Source organism: Pseudomonas sivasensis (assembly GCF_013778505.1).
GTDB lineage: Bacteria > Pseudomonadota > Gammaproteobacteria > Pseudomonadales > Pseudomonadaceae > Aquipseudomonas > Aquipseudomonas sivasensis.
In genome coordinates, this window is sequence record NZ_JAAOWU010000024.1 from 44225 (window position 1) to 67408 (window position 23184).

Genomic DNA, 23184 nt, shown 5'->3' on the forward strand with positions numbered 1-23184 from the left:
AGATTTCCCATGGGTATGAAGCATCTGTTTACTGCGCTGGCGTTGGGGCCACTGGCAATCGCGGTCGCACAGGCCGACCAACTGAGCGACATCATGGCCAAGCAATCCTTGAGCTGTGGGGTGTACGCCGACGTCCCGCCATTTTCCGCACCGGACCCGAAAACCCGCGAGCTGGTCGGCATGGACGTCGACCTCTGCAAAGCCCTGGCCAAGACACTCGGCGTAGCCCTGGAACTCAAGCCACTGTCGGTTGAAGCGCGTATTCCTGAAGTGAAAATGGGCCGTGTCGATGTGATCTTCGCCAACCTGGCCTACACCAAGACCCGCGCCGACCAGATCCAGTTCAGCGACCCTTACTACATCGCCAAGGAAACCCTGGTGGTGCGCGCGGCGAATGCCGACCAGCCGAAAAGCTTCTTCAAGGACAAGCGCATCAGCTCCACCAAGGGCTCGACCTCCGAACAGTCGATCCGCCTTGCCGGCGCCACCCCGGTGACCTTCCAGGACACTGGCTCGGCCTACATGGCCCTGCAACAGAACAAGGTCGTGGGCCTGGTGACCAACACCATGACCGCCCTCAAGCTGGTCAATCAGGCCAAGGCCGGTGGTGTGGAACTGGCGATTGCCAAAGAACCCATGGCCCTGGAGCCGATTGGTGCCGGTATGCGCCGCGACGAGCCCGCGTTTTTGGCCAAGGTCAATGAGTCGCTGATGGCGATGGAAAAGGCCGGGGAGATCGACGCGATCTGGGAGCGCTGGATCGGTCCGAACACCGAGTACAAGATGGTGCGCGAGGACAAGGTCCAGCCTTTGAGCGCGTTGAAGTTCGAGCCGTTGCCTTAAGGGTAATCGGTCACAAAAAAGCCCGCCGTGTGTGATGCACGGCGGGCTTTTTTACTGCGTGCTCCAGACAGGGTTCAGATCCTCATCAATCATCCAGTGCGGCTGGCCAGGTGTGATACGCACGCCGCCGACCCAGCGCTCATGCGTTGCATGGTCGGGCCAATGGGCTCGGCCATGGAGCACGTCCTGCCCCAAGGGGGTCAGCGCCAACATGCGTTGCGGCCATGGTTTTTGTGGGTCTGTCTCGGTCAGCAACGGCTTGTCGCCATCGATCAATGGCCGCAACAGCACCTGAAACATCATGTCCCCCATGGACGGCAGCGGGTCGCGCTTGGCCATCAATTCGGCGAACACGCGACCGAACGGCAACGGCCCAGCTTCGGCGAGGTAGGTGAGGGACAGGCGTTCGGTCAGCGACAGACCATCGTGTGTTCCCGGCAATTCCTGCAACTGGCGCAACAGCGCCGGGGCAAGCAAGGGCAGGGCGGGGTGTTTGCCGTGGGCCAACGCTGCCCATGCGATGGGAGAACTGTCGCAATAGGCTGCCCAGGCGCGTTTGGCCAGTTGCACGGCCTCGTCACCGATCAGTCTGCGCTGCGGCCAGAGCCAGGCGAGCACGTCCGGCGCCAGTTGGCCGATGCCGATAAAGCGCTCGACGCCGGGAATGCGGTCCACCTCGATCAGCTCCAGTTTGCCCGGTGCTTGTTCAAGACCGGCCAAGGCGCGGATCAGGAACAACTGGTCATAGGCATCTGCCTCGCACCACAACACGCTGTGTTCGGCGCTGGCCAGGGTTTCGAGGTGGTTGTATTCATCGTCGACACGGCGCGCTGCATCCGTCTCATTGATGGCAAAGGCTTGGCTGATAAAGGCACTGCGCATCGCACGAAATGCCGGGCTGGGCAGATCACGCACCGGTCCCATGCACAGCGGGTCGCTGAGCATGTGGAACCGGCCCTTGAACCCCGCCACCTGCAGGCTATGGGCGATGTCATTGCCGCAGCGCCAGTGGGTGGTGCGCGCTTCATCGCTGGCTGCAAAGTCGGGATGGCGAGCGGCGAAGTCAATGGCGTCGATATGGGCCTTGAGCTTGGGCCAACTGCTGAAACCCAGTTGTTTGGCCACCTGCCATTGGGCCTGTGACAGTGTGGCAGCCGGGTCTTGGCTTTTCAGGTGCCGCAACAGTTCCTTGGCGCGCTTGCGCTGCTGCTCAAGGTTGAGACGGCCATCGGTGTTGGAAGATAGGGGGCGTTGGGACATACGATCTCCTTGCACAGACCTTTTCCGCTTTAAGGTTGGGAGTCGTAGAAATGAGGTGAAGCTTGAGTGTCTTGGGCGCAGCCCTTTCCGCGGAAGGTGGCGTAGAGAGCGCCAGGCGGGAAATATAGGCAGTGTGGCGCTCGATTGCAAATCAGGCATGCGCCCCCGATAGGGTTTAAGAATCGTCTTAAAGTCATGCGCTCCCGCTGACGGTTACCGTGTGCACCGTTGAATGATCGACGTTGCTGCCCAACTGTCAGGTTTACCCTATGTCCACTAAAACGCTCCGCTTCTTGATTGCCGATGCTGACCTTCAGCAGCGGATCAGGATTGAGAAGATGCTCAACCTGATGGGCTATCACCGCATCGCGCCCTTGAGCTCGTTCGATGAGTTGCGGGTGCTGACGCGTTCGGGAGGCGTGGCATTCGACCTGTTGATCATCAACAGCGCATTGGTGAGTTCGCCGCAGGAGAACCTGATGGAGTACTGCCACGCCAACCCGTTGATTCGTCACACGCTGATTTACGATGGGCAATGCACACCGCATGTGCTGGTAGCGGGCAATCAGCCGACCTTGCACCTCTCAGTGCCGCACTTGCCGGACTTTATCGCGCTGCAGCATTGCATGGGGATCGTCGATCCTGCCCCTCGCATACGCGTGGGTAAGCGGCCGACCTTGCGCGTTGCTGACAGCCCCAATCCAGCATCGGCGCGCTTCCAGGGTGACCCGGCCTTGGTGGCGTGCGCAGTGGGGCTGTCGCCCAGGCGTTGAGGGGGTCAGGGGTTACTTGTCTTTGCGTGCATCCATGGTTTTCTGATGCTCGGCCAGGAACGGCTGCTCCGCCGGATCAAAGCGATCAATGCCGGCCGTAAAACGATGCCAGTACGGATACAACGGTTGGCGCCGTGTCACCGCTTCGATACGCGAGGACTGTTCGTCGGTGAGTTTCAGTTCGGTGGCCGCGAGGTTGTCGCGCAGATGCGCTTCAGTGCGGGCGCCGACGATCAGCGAGGTAATCCCCGGACGATCCTTGAGCCACGCCAGGCAGGTACGCGCCACCGACACGCCGTGTTCATCACCCACGGTGGCGAGGGTTTCGATGATGTCCAGCGCACGCTCCTGGTCATGGACGTAGGGTTCCGGCCAGTCGCTGCCCTGGCGGGTATTGGCCGGCGGTTTTTGCCCACGGCGCGTGGAGCCGGTTAGCAGGCCTTCGCCCATTGGCCCCCACACCAGGGTGCCGACGTTCTGATCCAGGGCCAACGGTAGCAACTCGTACTCGGCCTCGCGGGATTCCGGGGTGTAGTAGATCTGTTGGGTGATCGGCTTGAGCATGCCGTGCAGTTCGGCCTTGCCCAGGGTTTTCATCATCTGCCAGGCGGTGAAGTTGCTGGTGCCGAAGTAACGGATTTTCCCCGAGCCCACCAACAGCCGCAGGGCTTCGAGGGTTTCCTCGATGGGCGTCATGCCGTCCCAGTTGTGCAATTGGTAGAGATCGATGTGGTCGGTACCGAGGCGCTTCAAGCTGGCTTCGCAGGCGCGAATCAGGTGGTAGCGCGAGGAGCCGGAGTTGTTCGGGTTGCTGTCTACCGGGCTGCGGCCCTTGGTGGCCAGCAGGATATCGTTGCGTTTGTCACCCAGGGCCTTGCCGACCACTTCTTCGGCCAGACCGTGGGAATAGAGGTCGGCGGTGTCGACCATATTGACCCCGGCATCGAATGCGATATCGAACATGCGCTTGGCTTGGGGCACGTCCACCGATCCGCATTTTTCAAACTCGGCGCGACCGCCAAAGGGCACGGTGCCGAGGATGATTTCGGATACCAGCAGGCCCGAATGGCCCAGTTGTCGGTATTGCATGTCGTCTCCTACTTAACGTTGAACCTGAGTTTCTGAACAACGTGGGTGGCGATAGTTTGGATTTTTTCATGAAAACTTCCTGCGCCTGCTTCACCATTGCGCCCAACAGGTTTTAAGAGGAATACCGCGTCCATGAGCGCCCTGATAGAAACCCGCGCCCTCACGCGTATCGACGAGCGTCGCCAGGTGGCTTTGCTGCAACCCACGGATTTCACCTTGAAGCGCGCCGACCGTGTCTCCATCACCGGCTCATCGGGCTCTGGAAAAAGCGTCTTCCTGCGTGCGCTGGCTTTGCTCGATACGCCGAGTTCCGGGCAAGTGCTGTGGAATAACCAGCCGATCGTCAACGCGCAGATCCCCCATTACCGCAGCCATATCAGCTACCTGTCTCAACGCCCGGCGTTGCTCGAAGGCACGGTGGAGGACAACCTCAGGTTCCCGTTCAGTCTCAAGACGCTCCACCAACGCCGCTTTGACCAGGACGTGGTGACGACCTTGTTGGGGCATGCCGGCAAGGCGGCGGATTTTTTGACCAAGAACGCGTTGGACCTGTCGGGCGGTGAGTCCCAGGTGGTCTCGCTGATCCGCACACTGCAACTGAACCCCGAAGTGCTGTTGCTCGACGAGCCAACCGCCGCCCTCGACCCTGCGTCATCCCGTGACGTGGAAGCGCTGATCGACGCCTGGTTCGCCGGTAACAAGTCCCGCGCCTATATCTGGGTATCCCACGATCTGGATCAGGCACAGCGCATGAGTGACATCCACTTGCACATGAGTGCCGGTGTCCTCAGCGGAGCGGCCCAACCATGAATTATCAAAACCTCACTGCCCTGGACATGGGCATTGCCGCGTCGCTGATCCTGGTCAACGGCGCGCTGTCGTTGCTGCTGCGCCTGGGCCTTGGACGCCAGTTGTTATGGGCGGCGGTGCGCACCGTGGTGCAACTGCTGGCCATCGGTTACCTGCTGGGCTGGGTGTTTGAATTCGCCTATTGGTACGTGGTGCTGCCGCTGATGTGCGCCATGACCCTGATCGCCGGGCTTTCGGCGGCGGGACGTGGGCGGCGTACGTATCGGGGGCAGCGGGTCGACAGCATTCTGTCGGTGTGGGGCAGTTCGTGGCTGGTGACGGCGGTGGGCTTGTTTGCGGTGATCCGCATTCACCCATGGTACGAGCCGCAATACGCGATCCCGATCCTTGGCATGATCCTCGGCAACACCTTGACCGGCGTGTCCTTAGGGATTGAGCGCATGACCCAGGAACTTACCTCGGGCCGCAACACCATCGAAATGATCCTGGCCCTCGGCGGCTCACGCTGGGAAGCCGCCCAGGAAGCCATTCGCCAGGCCGTGCGCGCCGGGATGATCCCCACGCTGAACCAGATGACCGTGGTCGGCATCGTCAGTCTGCCCGGCATGATGACCGGCCAAGTGCTGGCCGGAGAGAGCCCTGTGGACGCGGTGCGGTATCAAATCGTGATCATGTTCTTGATCGCCGCGTCATCGGCGTTGGGCACGGTAGGGGCGGTGTTGCTTACCTATCGGCGGTTGTTTTCGGTGAGCCACCGCTTTTTGCGCGAGCGACTGGAAGAGCGCTGACAAACCAGCCCCTGTGGGAGCCAGCTTGCCGGCGATGGCGGTCGATCAGGCAACCTCAGGTTATCTGGCCCACCGCTTCAATCCACCTCCGCCACACCAAAGTCGAGCACCACCTTCATCGCCTGGGTCTTGTCCGCTGCCAGTTCAAACGCCTGCACGGCTTGCTCGTACGGCACCGTATGGGAGATCACCGGCCGTACATCAATGACCTGGCGATTGAGCAAGTCCACCGCCTGGGCAAACTCACTGTGGAAGCGGAAGGTGCCGCGCAGGTCGATCTCGCGGCTGACCAGCAGGTTCAGCGGCAGCGACACTTCACCGCCCAACCCGACAGTGACCAGCACGCCGCGCGGGGCGATGCAGTCCAGGCCGTTACGCAGGGCTTGGGCACTGCCGGAGACTTCGAACATCACCTCGAAGTAACCCTTCTCGGCGGTGTAGCGTTTGAGTGCATCGATGCCGTCGGCGATGTTATGGGTGCGCGTGGCGCCCATTTTTTCCGCGCAGGCCAGTGCGCTGGTGGACAGGTCCACAGCGACGATTTCAGCGGCACCGGCGGCGCGCAGGCTGCCGATCAGCAGGTTGCCGATGGGGCCGCAACCGGTCACCAGTACGCGCTTGCCGAACACCGCGCCGGCCCGTTGGATCGCATGCAACCCGACCGACAACGGCTCGGCCAGCGCACCTTCGGCGAGGCTGACGTGATCGGCCAGCACATGTGCCTGATGCGTCTCGATCACCAGGCTCTGGCGAAACGCGCCCTGGATATGCGGAAAGGGCATCGCGCTGCCGTAAAAGCGCATGTTCAGGCAATGGTTGGGCAGGCCTTGATGGCAATAGCGGCAAGCGCCGCACGGGCGTGACGGCGATACGGCAATGCGCTGGCCGACCTTGAACTGGCCGGCGTCCGAGCCCACGGCGTCGATCACTGCCGATACTTCATGGCCGAGCACCATCGGCTCGCGCAGGCGCACAGTGCCGAAGCCGCCGTGCTGGTAATAGTGCAAGTCCGAGCCGCAGATACCGCCGCGGGCGATGCGTACACGCAGTTGCTCGGGCCCCAGAGCAGGGGGTTCGTCCTGGGGGCTCACCCGCAGGTCTTTTGAGGCGTGGCAGACAATGGCGTGCATAAGGTTCTCCAGGGTTACAGCGACGCGGTGATGCCACCGTCGACATACAGGATATGACCGTTGACGAAACTTGCGGCATCGCTGGCCAGAAACACCGCTGCACCGGCCAACTCGGCGACGTCGCCCCAGCGGCGGCTCGGTGTGCGCTGCACCAGCCAGTCGCTGAATTCGGGGTTGGCCACCAGGTTGGCGTTCAACTCGGTCTTGAAGTAACCGGGGCCGATACCGTTGACCGTCAGCCCGTGCGGGCCCCAGTCGATGGCCATGCCCTTGGTCAACATCTTCAACGCGCCTTTACTCGCCGCATACGGCGCGATGCCCGGGCGGCCCAATTCACTTTGCACCGAACAGATATTGATGATGCGCCCCCGTTTGCGCGGAATCATCGCCCGCGCCACGGCCTGACCCACCAGGAAGGCGCTGTCGAGGTTGGTGCTGATCAGTTCGCGCCAGTGCTGCTCGCTGTAGTCTTCCAGCGGCCCACGGCGTTGCATACCGGCGTTGTTCACCAGGATGTCCAAGGGGCCGAAGCGTTCCTCGATTGTTGCCACCCCGTCCTGGATTGCTGCGCTGTCGGTCACGTCGAAGGCCTGGGTGTGCACCTCCAGGCCTTCGAGGGTCAGCAGGGCGGCGGCGTCACGCAATGTGCTGCGGTTACGCCCGTTGAGCACCACCCGTGCGCCCGCTTGGGCCAGGCCACGGGCGATGGCCAGGCCGATACCGGCACTGGAACCGGTGACCAGCGCCAGCCGGCCGTCGAGGCGAAAGGTGTCTAGAACGCTTTGCATGGGCATATTTCTCCGCGCGCGCTTGTGATAATCAAAACGCTGTCTGATGGGCTTAACTTCACCTCGGTGTAGGGCGCAGGTCCAATGTTCATTTATGATCGGCTGATCAATATCCGTGATAACCAGGAGGGCTGGATGGAACTCAAGCACTTGCGCGCCTTTGTGGTACTGGCCCAGGAGCTGCATTTCGGCCGGGCGGCGGGGCAGTTGTCGATTGTGCAACCGGCGCTGAGCATGCAGATCAAGCAACTCGAAAGTGGCTTGGGCGTACGCCTGCTGGACCGCAATCGGCACTCGGTGACGTTGACCGACGCCGGTCGGGTGTTCCTGCCGGAAGCCCAGGCGACCCTGCACCAGGCCGCGCGTGCGGCGGAGGCGGCGCGGGCCTCCAACCGGGGGGAAATCGGCCGAGTGCGGCTGGGCTTTGTGTCGTCGGTATTGCCGCAACTGTTGCCCGAGTTGATCCGCGCGGTGCATCAGCGCTACCCGCGTATCGAGCTGGAACTCAAGGACATGCCCGGCCCCGATCAAGCCGCCGCGTTGAAGCATGGCCGCCTCGATTTCGGCTTGATGCGCCTGCCCGCCGCCTACCCCGGTGTGCAGACCCGTGTGGTGTTGCGCGAGCCGTTCTGTGTGGCCTTGCCGATGGATCATCCGTTGGCCGCACAGGATTCGATCCAGCCCAGCGATCTGCTCGACGTGCCGGTGTACATCCTCGCGCGGCGCTATGCGCCGGGGTTCTACGACGAATTTATCCAGGCCGTGGGCATCCCGCTGCAGATCGCGTCCGAGCTGGGCGAGTTCACCACCATGCTCGCGCTGGTCTGTGCCGGGTTGGGCGTCGGCGTTTTGCCGCAGCAGGCTGCGCGGGCGTTGCCAGCCAACTGCGTGTCGCGGCCGCTGGTATTGGGAGCGTTTCAGGCCAGCACGGGGTTGGCTTGGACCGAGTTGGACAGCGCAGTGAAGACCACGCTGTTTACGCTGATCGTTGAACTGTTTGGCGAGTGATTGTTTCACCCGGTGAAATGCTGGATTGTAAAACCTGGTGATTCCATTGATCGACGCAGCGGTAGAACATCTCAGGTGTCGGAACCCCCACCTTTTGGAGCCTTACATGTCCCAGCCTGCGATCAAACTCTATGGTTTTCCACTGTCCGGCCATTCCCATCGGGCCGAGCTGATGCTGTCCCTGCTGGGGCTGCCCACCGAATTCATCCTGGTGGACCTCAAGCAAGGCGCCCATAAATCCGCTGATTTCACGGCGACGATCAATCGCTTCGGCCAGGTGCCGGCGATTGACGATAACGGCACGGTGCTGGCGGACTCCAACGCGATCCTGGTCTACCTCGCCACGAAATACGGCAACGGCCACTGGCTGCCAAGCGACCCGGTGGGGCAGGCGCGTGTACAGCGTTGGTTGTCGGCGGCTGCCGGGCAGCTGCATGCCGGGCCCGCGACTGCACGGTTGGCCACGGTATTTGGCGCCGACGTGGACGCGGCGGCCGCCATCAGTCGCGCCCATGCCTTGTTGGAACTGGTGGAACAGCAACTGAGCGAAACCCGCTTCCTGGCTGGCGAGCAGCCGAGCATTGCAGATATCGCGTTCTACACCTACGTGGCCCATGCGCCGGAAGGTAATGTTTCGCTGGTCGACTACCCTAAGGTGCGCGCCTGGCTTGCCAGTATTGAGGCCCTGCCAGGTTTTGTGGGCATGCCGCGTACGGCGGTAGGTTTGCAATCACAGTAACCTTCCTGAGGCGCATCGATGGACCGATTTCACGAAATGCAGGTGTTCCTGGCGGTGGCCGAGGAGGAGGGTTTCGCTGCCGCCGCGCGCCGCCTGAACACCTCGCCGCCCAGCGTGACCCGCGCCATCGCGGCCATGGAACAACGCATCGGCACCCAGCTGCTGGCGCGCACTACGCGCAGCTTGCACCTGACCGAAGCCGGCCAGCGTTACCTCGCAGATTGCCGGCGCATCCTCGCCGAGTTGGACGAAGCCGAAGAAGCGGCGGCGGGCAGTTATTCGATCCCCTGTGGACACCTTACGGTGACCGCACCGGTGCTGTTTGGCGAGCTGTTTGTGGCGCCGTTGCTGGGTGACTATCTCGACCGCTTTCCCCAGGTGAACATCAATGCCTTGCTGGTGGATCGGGTGGTCAACATGGTCGACGAAGGGGTTGATGTGGCTGTGCGTATCGGCCATCTGCATGAACCGGGGCAACAGGCGATCAAGGTGGGCGAGGTGCGTCGTGTGGTGTGCGCGTCGCCTGGTTATCTCGACCAGCACGGTCGCCCGCTGCACCCCGAGCAATTGCGCGCAGCGCAAATCATCGGCCTATCCTCCAGCCATTTGGTCAGTGAGTGGGCGTTTGTCGACGCCGGCCAGCCGCTGACGGTACCCATCGAACCACGCCTGGTGGTCTCGGCGAATAACGCGGCGATCAACCTGGCGCGCCTGGGCTGGGGCATGACCCGTGTGCTGTCGTATCAAGTCGCGGCAGCGGTGGCGGCCGATGAACTGGAGATTGTGCTGGAGGCTTTTGAACCGGCGCCGCTGCCGATCCAGGTGGTGTTCCAGAGCAGCGGGCGCGTGCCGGCCAAGGTCAGTACGTTTGTGGATTTTCTCAGCCAGCGCCTGGGCCAGGACGCCGCGCTCCAACGGCACGGCTGATGGAGCGCTTTCGCGATATGCAACTGTTCGCCGCCATGGCCGGACAACCGAGCCTGGCCTCGGCGGCGCGCCGTGCGTGCGTCTCCGGCCCGACCTTGGTACGTGCCATTGCGCGGTTGGAAGCACGCCTGCACGTGACGTTGCTGCAACGCAGCACCCAAGGCGTGAGCCTTACGGACGCCGGCAGCGCCTACCTGGCCGACTGCCTGCAACTGCTGGCCAGCGTGGACGCCGCCGAAGCCTCGGCCAAGGGCGCGCATGTGCAGGCTCAGGGCAATCTGCGGGTGTTCTTGCCGCTGTTGTTCAGCCGTTACCTGATGGCGCCGGTGTTGGCCGACTATCTGGAGCGGTACCCCGACATGCGCGTGGTGGCGCGTTATCACGACTATGACCCCAACCTGCATGAGGAGGGCCTGGACGTGGCGATCCTGGTGGGCGAGCTGCCCAGCTCGTCACTGATCGCGCGGCCGCTCGGGCAGGTGCGGCAACTCCTTTGCGCCAGCCCCGATTATCTCGCCACCCACGGCGAGCCCCGGCACCCGAGCGAGCTCAAGCAGCATCGGCTGATCGCCAGTGCCGAGCACGTGCATTGGGATTTCCCAGGCTATTTGCTCAAGGCGCGTGCGCGGTTGAGTTGCTCCACGGTACAAGGCGCAATCAATGCCGCCGTGCAGGGGGCGGGCGTGGTGCGTTGCCTGAGCTACCCGCTGCACGGGCCGTTGGGCAGCGGGCAATTGCGCCGGATCTTGCCGGCCTATGAAGGGCCGCCGCTGCCAGTCAATGTGGTGTATCGCGAGGGCCGCAACGCGCCGATGCGTGTGCGCAGTTTTGTCGACCATTGCGTGGCGGCGTTGCGGGAACACCCAGCATTTCAGTTGGCGTAACAGTGGATTGTCTGGGGTGGTTATTCCCTCTGTTGGCGGGCAGGGCGCAGCATCGCAGCATCTAACGGGAGGTCATCGCCATGAATCCAATCGAACTATCCCCCTGGCATGCCGGCGAACGGCAGATGCAGGAAAGCGCCGGCGTCGCTGAGCGCATGGCTGTGGTCGGGCCCAAAGTGATTCGTGATCACTTGCCTGAGCAGCACCGGGATTTCTACCCTTTGCTGCCATACCTGTTGCTGGGTGTGGTGGACGAACAGGGCATTCCCTGGGCGACGATGGTTGAGGGCGCACCGGGTTTCGCCCATTCGCCCGAGCCGCAGACCCTGCAAATCGACAGTCTGCCCAATACCAGCGACCCCGCTCGCAATGCCGTGCGGCAAGGAGCGTCCGTGGGGCTGCTGGGCATCGACCTCAACACCCGCCGTCGCAACCGCATGAACGGCCGCATCGGCGCCCTCGATCACGAAGGTTTTTCGGTGGACGTGGTGCATACCTTCGGCAACTGCCCTAAATACATCCAACTGCGGCCGGTGGACGGTATCGCGCGCAAACCCGGCACCGTGGCCGAGCGCTCCAGCAGCCTCGACGCTGGCGCCCAAGCGATGATCCGCAACGCCGACACCTTCTTCGTCGCCAGCTATGTGGACGCTGAAGGCGAACGTTCGGTGGACGTGTCCCATCGCGGCGGCAACACCGGCTTTGTGCGCGTCGACGGCAACGTGCTGACCATCCCGGACTTCGCCGGCAACCTGTTCTTCAACACCCTGGGCAACCTGGCAGCCAACCCGGTGGCGGGTCTGCTGTTCATCGACTTTGACTCGGGCGACGTATTGCAGATTGCCGGAAGCACCTCGCTGATCCTCAGCGGTCCCGACGTGGCAGCGTTTGAAGGCGCGCAGCGGTTGTGGACGGTGACCGTGGAACACGTGGTAAGGCGCCCGGCGGCGTTGGCGTTGCGTTGGGAGTTTGAGCAGTTTTCGCCGTTCAGTCTGGCGATGGGGGGGTGGTAGTGCGCGTGCCGTTCTGGTCGAAGTGAACCCTGTACTAATGACCACAGGTAATAAGAAACGCGTGTTTAAACCTGTCATAAGTCACAGGTTACAACTCACGTTTATTCCACTTCAATACCGGTTGAACGCGCGGCGACCTCACATTGATAGTGGAGCGGGAGATCAACATGTTTGAAGACATCGAACTGCATAAGTCTAATAAAGGGACGGCCACCGGTACCATGAACGGCACGGTCGAAACCCTGAGCGGTGATCAAACGTATCCCTTTAAGGCGACATGGATCTACCGTGACAACCTAAATGGGATGTTGCGTTTCCATGGCACAGTGGATGATCTGGAAAGCCCTGGTCGAACATCGCTCATTGGGCTGGAGCTTACTCCTGAGAGCACTCCCAGCGGCACCTATAGTATTGGTGTAAACCCTGAGAGCGCTCCCAGCGACACCGATAGTATCGGCGCAACCCCTGTGACGCTGAGGTTGGATTATATGACTTTTATCCGAGACACCGGTGTCACCACAGATTACGAAGGGATTGAGGGTTGGGTTAAGCTGATAAGCGCCTACCCTGCAAAACCGATCAGCGGAAAGATGTGGTTTAAAACAAGAACACGCGTGGGGCGTGGGTACGAGGTCGAGCTGGACTTCAATATCACAGACTTTTAAGACGTAGAGCTTCAGGTGCTTGTCTGTTGAATTCAGTCTGGCACTGAGGGAAGGTCAGGCCGGGTCGTACCGTAGACCACTTCCGGGAACAGCTGGTTGGTCATCTCGATGATCTTGTTCTGTGCGTCGATAAACTTGCCCATCCGCGCGCCACCTGAAGTCGAGTCGTACAGCGCCTGGCCGACCTGGCGGCCGTTCTCGAACACCTGGATCTGGGCAAAGCTCATGTACAGCGCCATGTCCCAGCTCCATTTGCCAATGTAGGTGGTCGACAACGCACAGCTGGCAGGCGGGCTCCCGGGCGGCAATTCGCGGGTGTGAAAACCCTTGCTGCGCAGTTGCGCGGTGTAGGTGGTGTTGAATCCTTCGCGCAGGCCTTCTGCGGGGATCGTGCAGATCTCCGGGGACTGGGTGGTGGACAGGGAAACTGGGGTGACGGTTTGCGTGATGCTGCAGCCGGTAAGGGCCAGGGCAAGTGCGGGAGCTGCGATCAGGCGCATAGTGACGTCCATGTGGGGAGTAATGGCTGGATGATAGCAGTGAAGTCCTGAGGGCGATTACGATCTGCAGTGCTCAGCGTCGCGAGTGCACACCTTGTGTTGTGACGAGCAGGCTCTGTGTAGTGAGCAGGCTTGCCCTGCGCTGGGCTGCGCAGCAGCCCCAAAACCCATCACTGCGGACTGTCTGGCAAACGGCATTCCTCAGTACTGGGGGCCGCTTCGCAGCCCAGCGCAGGGCAAGCCTGCTCACCACAATAAACCTGCTCACGTCCATGTGGGGAGTAATGGCTGGATGATCGCAGTGAAGTCCTGAGGGCGATTACGATCTGCAGTGCTCAGCGTCGCGAGTGCACACATTGTGTTGTGGCAAGCGGGCTGTTTGTAGTGAGCAGGCTTGCCCTGCGCTGGGTTGCGCAGCAGCCCCAAAACCCATCACCGCGGAGTGTCTGGCAAACGGCATTCCTCAGTACTGGGGCCGCTTCGCAGCCCAGCGCAGGGCAAGCCTGCTCACCACAGTAAACCTGCTCACGTCCATGTGGGGGGTAATGGCTGGATGATCGCAGTGAAGTCCTGAGGGCGATTACGATCTGCAGTGCTCAGCGTTGCGAGTGCACACATTGTGTTGTGGCGAGCAGGCTCTGTGTAGTGAGCAGGCTTGCCCTGCGCTGGGTTGCGCAGCAGCCCCAAAACCCATCACCGCGGAGTGTCTGGCAATCGGCATTCCTCAGTATTGGGGCCGCTTCGCAGCCCAGCGCAGGGCAAGCCTGCTCACCACAATAAGTCTGCTCACCGCAGTAGGCCTGCCCACCACAATAAGTCTGCTCACCGCAGTAGGCCTGCCCACCACAATAAGTCTGCTCACCGCAGTAGGCCTGCCCACCACAATAAGTCTGCTCACCACAGTAGGCCTTCTCACCACAATAAAGTCTGCTCACCACAGCAAGCCTTCTCACCACTGTAGGCCCGCTCGACAGCACTCACTCGACAGTTCCGCTAGCGCTGGCTCGTCAGCACCGCCCCATCCCCCCATGCACCGCCCAGCGCGGTATACAGGTTCACCTCCGCCACCAGCTGCGCCAGCCGGTCCACGATCAATGCCTGTTGCGCGCTGAACAGCGAGCGCTGGGCATCGAGGAAGGTCAGGTTGCTGTCTACGCCGCTGCGATAGCGGTGTTGGGCCAAGTCGTAATACGCCTGGTTGGCGGCGACGAAGTCCCGTTGCGCGTTGAGTTGGTCGGTAAAGGTCTGCCGGGCCGCCAGGCCGTCGGCGACTTCCTGGAAGGCGGTCTGGATGGACTTTTCATACTGCGCCACGCCGATGTCTTTTTGCAGCTTGGCGTAGTCGAGGCTGGCCCGCAGGCTGCCGGCGTTGAAAATCGGCAGGTTGATTTGCGGCTGGAAGGTCCAACTGCCGGAGCCGCCCTTGAACAGCCCTGACAGTTCGGTGCTGGTGCTGCCGGCGTTGGCCGTAAGGCTTACCGACGGGAAGAATGCCGCACGGGCGGCGCCGATATTGGCGTTGGCCGCGCGCAACTGGTATTCGGCCTGAAGGATATCCGGGCGGCGTTGCAACAGGTCCGACGGCAGCCCGGCGGGCACGCGGGCTACCAGGTCATCCGCCAGCGGACGGGACGGCAGGGTTTGGTCCACCGGGCCGCCGACCAGCAGGGCCAGGTTGTTGAGGTCTTGCGCAACCTGGCGCTCATAGCGTGCCACGCTGGCGCGGGTGCTTTCGACGCTGGTGCGCGCCTGCACCACGTCCAGGGCCGAGGCTTTGCCCGCCGATTTGCTGCGGCTGGTCAGGTGCAGGCTGTGGTCGTTGGCCGCCAAGGTTTGCTGGGCCAGGGCCAGCAGTTCCTGGTCGGCGCGCCAGGTGAGGTAGGCATTGGCGACGTTGGCCACCAGGCTCAATTGCGCACTGCGCCGTGCCTCTTCGGTGCCCAGGTAAGTGAGCATCGCCTGTTCGCTGAGGCTGCGCACGCGGCCGAAAAAATCCAGCTCATAAGCGCTGATGCCGAGGGTGGCGTAATAGGTGGACGTAATCGCCGGTTTACCGGTGCCGTTCACAGCCCCAGGCACACGCTGACGGGTGCCGGCACCTGTGGCGGACACCGCCGGGAACAGATCGGCCCGTTGGATGCGGTACTGCGCCTGGAAGGCCTCGACGTTCAGCGCCGCCACCCGCAGGTCACGGTTATTGACCAGCGCCTCGCGGATCAGCTGTTGCAGTGCGGGGTCATGGAACAACTGCTGCCAGTCCGAGGAGGGCGTCAGCGTGCCGGCCTGTGCCAGCGCATACACACCGCTCTGGGGGTACTGGCCAGGCGTCGGTGCTTCGGGCCGCTGGTACTCGGGGATCAGCGAGCAGCCACCCAGCACGAAGACCATGCCGGTGAGGGTGAGTTTTTTCATCAAGCGCCTACCATCCATTTGGCCAAACCATGCCGGCCACTCACACCCAGCTTGGCGGCGGCGCGCTTGAGGTAGGTCTCGATTGAGCTGTTTTTAACACTGAGTTTTTCCGCCAACTGCGGCACGGTGCCGCCGGTCAACAGCCCGAGGCACACCTCCTGCTCGCGGGCCGACAGGGTGATGTCTCCGAGAGAAAGGCGCTTATAGAACTCACGCTGCAATTGCGATTGCTCAAGCAGTGTATGGCCCGGCTCGGACTGGTCGTGCGGCGCCTGGCGCAGGATCTGGGCGTGGCGTTCGATCAGCGGCAGCAGCGTGTCCGACAGGCACTTGAGAAACGACAACTCGGCCAGGGAAAACCCGCGCTGGGTCGGCGGCCGGTAGAACGAAATCACGCAGCGCCGGTTACCCTGGCGCGACACGAGGTTGCACTGGTGCGAGGTGCCGCGCGGGTGTGCGCTGTTGGGTCTGGCGTTCATCTGGATCAGCAGTGGGTCCTGCATGCTGAGCATTTGCAGCAGCAGCGGGTGGTCATCCAACTGGCACACCGCCAGGGGCGGCGGCAAGTCCTGCTTCTGGCCGGCGCTGCCGAGCAGCTTGATATCGAGCACGCGATCGCGCAGCTCGTCGAGGGTCCACTCACTGAGGTCCACCAAGTGGATCGGCACCCATTTGCTGACCAGATGCAGCATATGGTCGGCAAACGCCTCATGGCCGCTGTGTGCAATCAATTCACCCATTTCAGCGAAGAAATTCGGGCTCTGTGTGTTACCCATGCTGCGCTTCAAACTCATAGCCATCTCATCCTTGATGTCGAAAACCGTCAACGAACTCCCTGGGCCTCTGGGGGGCGATCCGTTCCTCATGAACGAGAGTCGGCACTCGAGATTTTATTTAGCCAGGGGATTCTTCCTACGTATGTAGCGGAAACGAGGGACACAAACTGCCATAAAAACCACGTCATTAATTCGACGTTTCTGAGAGCTGTTTCCGGCTAAGTGAACGGCTGAGTCTTTTTGAATTTAACTTAAGTTTCTGATTTACATAGAAAATATATTTATCGAGATGAGGTTGTAAAAAATCACTAGCGACCGCGTATAGCCAATTTCCTACAGCTCTTTAATCGTTTCAGCTGTGAACCTTCAGTCAACCGGGATCCATCCATTTGAATGTCCGGGTTTAGGGTGACAGACAGCCCCAACCCCCCATGCTCAAATCCGGCAATTTCGCCGTAATGGGGCTCCCTGCGCGGCCAGTGCCTGACACCCATGAGAAGGATCTTATGCAGCAATTTTCCAGCCTGCCGGCCAGTTTTCCCCTCACCGCGGCCCAACAGGACATCTGGCTCGACCAACTGCGGATGGGCGATTCGCCGCTGTACAACATCGGCGGTTATGTCGACTTCGAAGGTGCGGTGGTGCCTGAATTGATTCAACGAGCTGTCGAGCAGTTGGTGGCCCGGCACGATGCGCTGCGCACTCAACTGCACAGTGACGACCACGGCTTGCCTCGACAAACCTTCGCCCCCGCGTTGTTGACCGAAGTGGCGCAGTACGATTTATCCGCATTGCCCGACCCACAGGCCGCCAGCCAGGCCTTGATGCAGGCGCACATGGCGCGGCCTTATCAGAGGGAGGGCGCGCCGCTGTTCCACTTCTTCCTGGTCAAGCTCGCCGACAACCACTACCGCCTCGGCACCCAGGCCCATCACGTGATCCTTGATGGCTGGGGTTTTGGCCAGATGCTGCAATCCCTGGCGCAGCTCTACACCGGCCTTGAACAAGGTCGTTCATCGGAGCCGGCGGCACCGTCCTATATCGACTTTATCGACGCCGACCAGCGCTACCGCAACTCGTCCCGCTTCGTCCGCGACCGCGCCTACTGGCTGGACAAATACCAGGTGCTGCCGGAACCGTTGCTCACGCCCAAGCAGCTCGCCAACGCGACCAGCAATACCCTGGCGCAACCCTTTTCGGTTGCTTTGCTTGACCGCATGGAACAGGTGGCCAGCCGTTATCAGGCCTCGGCGTTTCATGTGCTGTTGGCGGCGATGTATGTGTACTTCGCCCGCACCGCCCAGCGCCCGGATTGGGTGGTCGGGCTGCCGATTCTCAACCGCTCCAACGCGCGTTTTCGCGCCACCGTAGGGCTGTTTGCCCAAGTCAGTGCGGTGCGTTTTCAGTTCGATGAACAACTGCCGTTCGGCGCCTTGGTGCGCGGCGTGCGCGACCAGCTCAAGCAGGATTTGCGTCACCAACGGTTTCCGTTGAGCGAGATGAATCGCGAACTGGGCCTGCGCCGTGCGGATCGCGCCCAACTGTTCGACCTGTCGGTGTCCTTCGAGCAGGACGACCATGAACTGCGCTACGGCGCCATCCAGGCCCGCGCGATCAAGGTGTCCAACCACCATGAACCGCTGCCGATTGCCATCCACCTGCGCAGCAACCGCTGCCAGGGCACCGCGACGCTGCATTGCGTGTACAACGAGGCGTACTTCCAGCACGACGAGGTGCTCGCCTTGGCCCAGCGCTTTACCGGGTTGCTGGAGCAAGGGCTGGATAACACCGAGTTGCCTGTCGGTGCGTTCTCCATGGTCACGGCCGCCGAACAGGCCCGGCTGCACGAGTGGAACGCCACCGCACAGCCGATTGCGCAGCCGCACACCCTGCACGCACGCATCGAAGCCCAGGCCGTGCGCACGCCGGACGCAGTGGCCGCGATCTACCAGGGCCGTCAGTTGACCTATGCCCAACTCAATCAAAAAGCCAATGGATTGGCCCATCAACTGATTGAGCTGGGCGTGCAGCCCGATGATCGCGTGGCGGTTCTGGCCCGGCGCAGTTTGGACACGCTGGTGGGCCTGCTGGGGATCCTCAAAGCCGGCGCCTGCTACGTGCCGGTCGACCCGGCCCATCCCGCTGAGCGCTTGAGCTATCTGCTGCAAGACAGCGCGCCGGTGGCGGTGCTCGCCCAGCACGATTTACGGCATCGCCTGCCTGCCCTGGCGCTGCCGGTGGTTGAGTTGGACCGACCGACGCTGCAGGTGGGTGCCAACCCGCACGTTGCGGTCAAACCGTCGAACCTCGCCTACGTGATCTACACCTCCGGCTCCACCGGCTTGCCCAAGGGCGTGATGGTCGAACACCACAGCGTCTGCAACTTGGTGGACTGGCACTGCCAGGCCTTTAATCTGCAGGCGGGCAGCCACACCGCCAGCGTCGCCGGCTTCGGTTTTGACGCGATGGCGTGGGAAGTCTGGCCGGCGTTGTGCGTGGGGGCCACGTTGCACCTGCCACCGGCCCATGACGGTGCGGAAGACATCGACGCGCTGCTCGGTTGGTGGCGCGCGCAGCCGTTGGACGTGTGCTTCCTGCCGACCCCCGTGGCCGAATACGCCTTCAGCCAGCGTTTGGAGCATCCGACCCTGCGCACCTTGCTGATCGGCGGCGATCGCCTACGCAGCTTCACACGCGCACAAACCTTTGACGTGATCAACAACTACGGCCCCACCGAGGCCACCGTGGTTGCCACCTCCGGTCGCGTCGATGCGGGCCAACCGTTGCACATCGGTGCGCCCGTCGCCAACGCGACCGTTTACTTGTTGGATGACCAGCAGCGCCCGGTGCCCATTGGCGTGGCGGGGGAGTTGTACGTTGGCGGTAAAGGCGTGGCGCGCGGTTACCTGAACCGCCCGGAACTGAGTGCCGAACGCTTTCTCGACAACCCCTTTGCGCCGGGCCGGATGTACCGCACCGGCGATCTTGCGCGCTGGCTGGCCGACGGTCAGCTTGAATACCTGGGCCGCAATGACGACCAGGTGAAAATCCGTGGCATGCGCATCGAGCTGGGGGAGATCGAATCGGCCCTGGCCACCCACGCGGACGTCCAGGAAGCCGTGGTGCAGTCTCGCGACGGGCAATTGCTCGCCTGGTTTATCCCATGCCAGGCCGTCGACATCGAAACCCTGCGCACCCATCTGCAAAACGCATTGCCGGACTACATGCTGCCAGCGGCCTACATGCCCCTGGACGCGTGGCCCCTGACCGCCAACGGCAAACTCGACCGCAAGGCACTGCCGGCGCCGACCCAGGCGGCATTCGTCACTCGACGGTTCGAAGCGCCGCGCGCCGGTGTGGAGACCGTCCTGGCGCAGCTTTGGGCCGAGCTGTTGCAGGTGCAGCACGTGGGCCGTCACGACCATTTCTTCGAACTGGGCGGGCACTCGTTGCTCGCGGTGCAATTGGTGCAGCGCATGCGCCAGGCTGGTTTGCGCGCCGATGTGCAAGTGCTGTTCGGCCAGCCGACGCTGGCGGCGTTGGCGGCGGTGAGTGAAGGCAGCGAAGTGCAAGTGCCGGACAATCGCATCCCTGCTGACTGCCGCCACATCACCTCGGATTTACTGGCGCTGGCCGAGCTGGATCAAACCAGCCTGGACGGCATCGTCGCGGCTATTCCCGGGGGCGCGGCCAACGTGCAGGAAATCTACCCCCTGGCGCCGCTGCAGGAAGGTTTGCTCTACCACCACCTCACCGATGAGCACGACCCGTACCAGCAACAGGCACTGTTCAGCTTTGAACGGCGCGAGCAACTGGACGCCTTTGCCCAAGCCTTGCAACAGGTGATCGACCGCCACGATATTTTGCGCACCAGTCTGGCCTGGGAAGCCTTGGAGCAGCCGATGCAGGTGGTGTGGCGCGCGGCGCGCTTGCGTGTTGAGCCGTGGTGTGAGGGTGATAGGCCTTTGGACTTGCGCCAGGCACCGTTGATGGCGCTGGACTATGCCGAAGCGCCCACGGGTTGGGTCGCCCGATTGCGCTTTCATCATTTGGTGAACGACGCCACGTCCACCACTATTCTGATGCAGGAACTTCGCGCCCATCTGCTCGGCCAACAAGCGCAATTGCCGACGCCGGTGCCATATCGCACGGTGGTGGCGCAGTCTCGTTCACCGGCGCGCCAGGCGGCCCATGAGGCGTTCTTTCGTGAACTGCTGGGGGATGTGGACGAGCCTACGTTGGCCTTCGGCCTGCAGGAGCGCCAGGCCAATCGTAGCGACACCGAAGAAGCCCAGCGTGCCCTGAGTGATGACCTCAATCTGCGCTTGCGTGCTCAGGCCCGTAGTTTGGGCGTCAGTGCTGCCAGCCTGTTCCACCTGGCCTGGGCCCAGGTGCTCAGCCGTGTAGCGGGCCGTGATGATGGCGTGTTCGGCACCGTGTTGCTCGGCCGTTTGCAGGCAGGCGAGGGCGCCGACCGGGCCTTGGGCATGTTCATCAATACCCTACCATTGCGTCTGCATCTGGCCGGGCAAAACGTGGCGGACGCATTGCGCGACACCCATCGCCAACTCAGCGCCTTGCTCGCCCATGAGCAAGCGTCGCTGGCCTTGGCCCAGCGTTGCAGCAGCGCGACGCCGCTGTTCAACAGCCTGCTCAATTACCGTCATACCGATGCCGAGCGCGACCTTGTCTTGGTGCCGGGCATCGCTTTGGTCAGCGCCGAAGACATCCTCAGCTACCCGCTGATGCTCAGCGTGGACGATACCGCCAGCGGTTTTCATCTCAAGGCCAAGGCACCGCGCAAGGTCGGCGCCGAGCGAATCCTGGACTATCTGGAAACGACGCTGATCAACCTGGCGGATGCATTGGAAAATACACCGCAAGCACCGTTGCGGGACGTGCAGGTGCTGCCCGCCCGTGAAGTGCAGACACTGCTGTTGGACTTCAACGCCACCGCAACCGACTACCCCGAAACCCTTACCGTCCAGGCGCTGTTCGAAGCCCACGCTCGCCACATTCCGCACGCGGTGGCGGTGCAGGCCGGCGAGCAGCAACTGACGTATCGCGAACTCAACGAGCGCGCCAACCGGCTGGCTTTTTACCTGCGCGAGCGTGGCGTGCAGCTGGATTCCCGCGTGGCGCTGTGCGTCGAGCGCGGCCTGGACCTGGTGGTGGGGTTGCTCGCCATCCTCAAGGCCGGTGGCGCCTATGTGCCGCTGGACCCCGGTTACCCCCGCGAACGCCTGGCCTATATGCTCCAGGACAGCCAACCGGTGGCGCTGCTGGTGCACGCGGCCACCCGCGACTTGCCGGGTGAAGTCGCCATCCCGGTGATCGACTTTGACCACTGTGCCTGGAGCCACGCGCCGGAGGGCAACCCATCGGTGCCGGGGCTGAGCGTCGCCAACCTGGCCTACGTGATGTACACCTCCGGCTCCACCGGCACGCCCAAAGGCGTGATGATCGAACATCGCGGCCTGGGCAACCTGATGCACTGGGGCTCGCAACTGTGCCCTAACGCCGAGGGCGGAGCGCTGTTGCAGCGGGCGCCGTTCAGCTTCGACGGATCGGTCTGGGAGCTGTTCTGGCCGCTGGCCAATGGCATGCGATTGGTCCTGGCGCGGCCCGATGGTCATCGTGAGCCGGCCTACCTGGCGCAAGTGATTCGCGAGCAACAGATCACCGTGATCAAATTCGTACCGGCGATGTTGCAGCAGTTCCTTGAGTTGGAAGAATCCGCCCTGTGCACCAGCCTCACCGATGTGCTGTGTGGCGGCGGCGAGCTCACCGAAGCCCTGGCCCGTGGCGTGCAGGCGCGCTTGCCCAAGGTGCGCCTGCACAACGTCTATGGCCCCACCGAAGCCACCGTAGACAGCAGCGCCTGGACCCTGGAGCCCGGCGCGCCGGTGCCCGCGCTGCAATTGCCCATCGGCCGGGCGATCAACAACACGCGCCTGTACGTGCTGGACGAACACGACGCGCCGGTGCCCATGGGCGTCAGCGGCCAGTTGCATATCGGCGGTGTCGGCGTGGCCCGTGGGTATCTGGGGTTGGAGCAAATGACGGCCGAGCGCTTTATCGACAGCCCGTTTGTACAAGGGGATCGGCTGTACCGCACCGGCGACCTGGTGCGCTACCTGCCGGACGGCAACCTGGAATTCCTCGGGCGTAACGACTTCCAGGTCAAGCTGCGCGGCGTCCGTTTGGAACTGGGGGAAATCGAATCGTGCCTGCTGGCACATCCGGCGCTGCGTGAGGTGGCGGTGTTGATTCGTGATGAGCGTCTGCTTGCCTACTTCACCGTGCGCGGCCCGGCGCCGAGCCTGGAAGACTTACGCACCCATGTGCTGGCGCAGTTGCCGGAATACATGGTGCCGTCGGCCTTCGTACAGCTTGATGAACTACCGCTCAACCCCGCCGGCAAACTCGACCGCAAGGCCCTGCCAGAACCAGGGCTGGAGGCGGTGCTCAGCCGCGCTTATGAGGCGCCCCTGGGCGAAGTGGAAACCTTGATGGCCGGGATCTGGGCGCAGGTGCTCAAGCTGGAGCGGGTAGGGCGCCACGACCACTTCTTCGAACTGGGCGGGCATTCGTTATTGGCCGTGAACCTGGTGGCGCGCCTGCGCAAAGCGGGGTTGGAGGTGGATGCGCGGACGTTGTTCAGCCAGCCGACGCTGGCGCAGTTAGCTGCCTGCACGGTGACGCAGGTGGTGAAGGTGGAGGTGCCGCAGCCGGCGATTCCGCAGCTTGGTCGTCGGCGTCGGATCTGAAAAAGCCGC

At 62.5% G+C, this 23184-nt stretch carries 18 protein-coding genes; 11 read left to right on the plus strand and 7 right to left on the minus strand.

Annotated elements, in window-relative coordinates:
* The first annotated feature begins 9 nt into the window (after positions 1-9).
* On the plus strand, positions 10-843 hold the full coding sequence (locus tag G9Q84_RS26485) for an ABC transporter substrate-binding protein (protein ID WP_032887272.1): 834 nt from the start codon (positions 10-12) through the stop codon (positions 841-843).
* Positions 844-894: 51 nt separating this feature from the next.
* On the opposite strand, the gene G9Q84_RS26490 is transcribed toward G9Q84_RS26485, so the two are convergent.
* Complete coding sequence (locus G9Q84_RS26490; RefSeq protein ID WP_122680564.1) at positions 895-2103, minus strand: DUF1835 domain-containing protein; 1209 nt, start codon at positions 2101-2103, stop codon at positions 895-897.
* A 269-nt stretch (positions 2104-2372) separates the two neighbouring features.
* Here G9Q84_RS26490 and G9Q84_RS26495 point away from each other — a divergent pair, with 269 nt between their 5' ends.
* A complete protein-coding gene (locus G9Q84_RS26495; RefSeq protein ID WP_181644342.1) occupies positions 2373-2876 on the plus strand; it encodes a chemotaxis protein CheY in 504 nt (167 codons plus the stop codon).
* Between the two features lie 12 nt (positions 2877-2888).
* Here the strand turns inward: G9Q84_RS26495 and G9Q84_RS26500 are convergent, their stop codons facing one another.
* A complete protein-coding gene (locus G9Q84_RS26500; RefSeq protein ID WP_181644343.1) occupies positions 2889-3965 on the minus strand; it encodes an aldo/keto reductase in 1077 nt (358 codons plus the stop codon).
* Between the two features lie 132 nt (positions 3966-4097).
* Here G9Q84_RS26500 and G9Q84_RS26505 point away from each other — a divergent pair, with 132 nt between their 5' ends.
* A complete protein-coding gene (locus G9Q84_RS26505) occupies positions 4098-4775 on the plus strand; it encodes an ABC transporter ATP-binding protein (RefSeq protein ID WP_181644344.1) in 678 nt (225 codons plus the stop codon).
* Positions 4772-5563 carry an ABC transporter permease gene (locus tag G9Q84_RS26510; protein WP_099600917.1) on the plus strand — a complete coding sequence of 264 codons (792 nt, stop codon included), beginning with the start codon at positions 4772-4774 and terminating at the stop codon, positions 5561-5563. Before G9Q84_RS26505 ends, G9Q84_RS26510 begins: the two co-directional genes overlap by 4 nt.
* A gap of 77 nt (positions 5564-5640) precedes the next feature.
* Here G9Q84_RS26510 and G9Q84_RS26515 read toward each other — a convergent pair whose 3' ends face one another.
* The gene (locus G9Q84_RS26515; RefSeq protein WP_181644345.1) at positions 5641-6693 is read right to left on the minus strand and encodes an L-idonate 5-dehydrogenase; all 1053 of its coding nucleotides are present in this window, start codon (positions 6691-6693) and stop codon (positions 5641-5643) included.
* 14 nt (positions 6694-6707) lie between these two features.
* Positions 6708-7481 (minus strand): glucose 1-dehydrogenase, encoded by a 774-nt coding sequence (locus G9Q84_RS26520; protein ID WP_032887279.1) that lies wholly within the window; start codon positions 7479-7481, stop codon positions 6708-6710.
* A 135-nt stretch (positions 7482-7616) separates the two neighbouring features.
* Between G9Q84_RS26520 and G9Q84_RS26525 the strand changes: the two genes are divergently transcribed.
* From G9Q84_RS26525 to G9Q84_RS26550, 6 genes are all read left to right on the plus strand, one after another.
* Complete coding sequence (locus tag G9Q84_RS26525; RefSeq protein ID WP_181644357.1) at positions 7617-8489, plus strand: LysR family transcriptional regulator; 873 nt, start codon at positions 7617-7619, stop codon at positions 8487-8489.
* Between the two features lie 106 nt (positions 8490-8595).
* Complete coding sequence (locus G9Q84_RS26530; protein WP_095185638.1) at positions 8596-9228, plus strand: glutathione S-transferase family protein; 633 nt, start codon at positions 8596-8598, stop codon at positions 9226-9228.
* A gap of 18 nt (positions 9229-9246) precedes the next feature.
* Positions 9247-10155, plus strand: a complete 909-nt coding sequence (locus tag G9Q84_RS26535; protein WP_122756827.1) for a LysR family transcriptional regulator — start codon at positions 9247-9249, stop codon at positions 10153-10155.
* A complete protein-coding gene (locus tag G9Q84_RS26540) occupies positions 10155-11039 on the plus strand; it encodes a LysR family transcriptional regulator (RefSeq protein ID WP_179178730.1) in 885 nt (294 codons plus the stop codon). The genes G9Q84_RS26535 and G9Q84_RS26540 overlap by 1 nt, the downstream gene beginning before the upstream one ends.
* 80 nt (positions 11040-11119) lie before the next feature.
* The gene (locus G9Q84_RS26545) at positions 11120-12052 is read left to right on the plus strand and encodes a pyridoxamine 5'-phosphate oxidase family protein (RefSeq protein ID WP_181644346.1); all 933 of its coding nucleotides are present in this window, start codon (positions 11120-11122) and stop codon (positions 12050-12052) included.
* Positions 12053-12219: 167 nt separating this feature from the next.
* Positions 12220-12717: a hypothetical protein gene (locus tag G9Q84_RS26550; protein WP_181644347.1), complete on the plus strand. Its 498-nt coding sequence runs from the start codon at positions 12220-12222 to the stop codon at positions 12715-12717.
* Between the two features lie 32 nt (positions 12718-12749).
* Here G9Q84_RS26550 and G9Q84_RS26555 read toward each other — a convergent pair whose 3' ends face one another.
* From G9Q84_RS26555 to G9Q84_RS26565, 3 genes are all read right to left on the minus strand, one after another.
* Entirely contained in the window at positions 12750-13217 is a 468-nt protein-coding gene (locus G9Q84_RS26555) for an Sbal_3080 family lipoprotein (protein ID WP_050442838.1), read from the minus strand.
* Positions 13218-14210: 993 nt separating this feature from the next.
* Positions 14211-15629 (minus strand): AdeC/AdeK/OprM family multidrug efflux complex outer membrane factor, encoded by a 1419-nt coding sequence (gene adeC, locus G9Q84_RS26560; protein WP_181644348.1) that lies wholly within the window; start codon positions 15627-15629, stop codon positions 14211-14213.
* The gene (locus G9Q84_RS26565) at positions 15629-16423 is read right to left on the minus strand and encodes a helix-turn-helix transcriptional regulator (RefSeq protein WP_032887288.1); all 795 of its coding nucleotides are present in this window, start codon (positions 16421-16423) and stop codon (positions 15629-15631) included. Before G9Q84_RS26565 ends, adeC begins: the two co-directional genes overlap by 1 nt.
* 488 nt (positions 16424-16911) lie before the next feature.
* On the opposite strand from G9Q84_RS26565, the gene G9Q84_RS26570 reads away from it, so the two are divergent.
* Positions 16912-23175 carry a non-ribosomal peptide synthetase gene (locus G9Q84_RS26570; protein WP_181644349.1) on the plus strand — a complete coding sequence of 2088 codons (6264 nt, stop codon included), beginning with the start codon at positions 16912-16914 and terminating at the stop codon, positions 23173-23175.
* Positions 23176-23184 lie beyond the last annotated feature (9 nt).

Excerpts from the sequence above, each read along its gene's own strand:
- adeC (WP_181644348.1), bottom strand. The coding sequence starts at position 15,629 with ATGAAAAAACTCACCCTCACCGGCATGGTCTTCGTGCTGGGTGGCTGC.
- G9Q84_RS26515 (WP_181644345.1), bottom strand. The coding sequence starts at position 6,693 with ATGCACGCCATTGTCTGCCACGCCTCAAAAGACCTGCGGGTGAGCCCC.
- G9Q84_RS26565 (WP_032887288.1), bottom strand. The coding sequence starts at position 16,423 with ATGAGTTTGAAGCGCAGCATGGGTAACACACAGAGCCCGAATTTCTTC.
- G9Q84_RS26530 (WP_095185638.1), top strand. The coding sequence starts at position 8,596 with ATGTCCCAGCCTGCGATCAAACTCTATGGTTTTCCACTGTCCGGCCAT.
- G9Q84_RS26510 (WP_099600917.1), top strand. The coding sequence starts at position 4,772 with ATGAATTATCAAAACCTCACTGCCCTGGACATGGGCATTGCCGCGTCG.
- G9Q84_RS26550 (WP_181644347.1), top strand. The coding sequence starts at position 12,220 with ATGTTTGAAGACATCGAACTGCATAAGTCTAATAAAGGGACGGCCACC.
- G9Q84_RS26535 (WP_122756827.1), top strand. The coding sequence starts at position 9,247 with ATGGACCGATTTCACGAAATGCAGGTGTTCCTGGCGGTGGCCGAGGAG.
- G9Q84_RS26570 (WP_181644349.1), top strand. The coding sequence starts at position 16,912 with ATGCAGCAATTTTCCAGCCTGCCGGCCAGTTTTCCCCTCACCGCGGCC.
- G9Q84_RS26555 (WP_050442838.1), bottom strand. The coding sequence starts at position 13,217 with ATGCGCCTGATCGCAGCTCCCGCACTTGCCCTGGCCCTTACCGGCTGC.
- G9Q84_RS26540 (WP_179178730.1), top strand. The coding sequence starts at position 10,155 with ATGGAGCGCTTTCGCGATATGCAACTGTTCGCCGCCATGGCCGGACAA.
- G9Q84_RS26520 (WP_032887279.1), bottom strand. The coding sequence starts at position 7,481 with ATGCAAAGCGTTCTAGACACCTTTCGCCTCGACGGCCGGCTGGCGCTG.
- G9Q84_RS26525 (WP_181644357.1), top strand. The coding sequence starts at position 7,617 with ATGGAACTCAAGCACTTGCGCGCCTTTGTGGTACTGGCCCAGGAGCTG.
- G9Q84_RS26495 (WP_181644342.1), top strand. The coding sequence starts at position 2,373 with ATGTCCACTAAAACGCTCCGCTTCTTGATTGCCGATGCTGACCTTCAG.
- G9Q84_RS26500 (WP_181644343.1), bottom strand. The coding sequence starts at position 3,965 with ATGCAATACCGACAACTGGGCCATTCGGGCCTGCTGGTATCCGAAATC.
- G9Q84_RS26485 (WP_032887272.1), top strand. The coding sequence starts at position 10 with ATGGGTATGAAGCATCTGTTTACTGCGCTGGCGTTGGGGCCACTGGCA.
- G9Q84_RS26545 (WP_181644346.1), top strand. The coding sequence starts at position 11,120 with ATGAATCCAATCGAACTATCCCCCTGGCATGCCGGCGAACGGCAGATG.
- G9Q84_RS26505 (WP_181644344.1), top strand. The coding sequence starts at position 4,098 with ATGAGCGCCCTGATAGAAACCCGCGCCCTCACGCGTATCGACGAGCGT.
- G9Q84_RS26490 (WP_122680564.1), bottom strand. The coding sequence starts at position 2,103 with ATGTCCCAACGCCCCCTATCTTCCAACACCGATGGCCGTCTCAACCTT.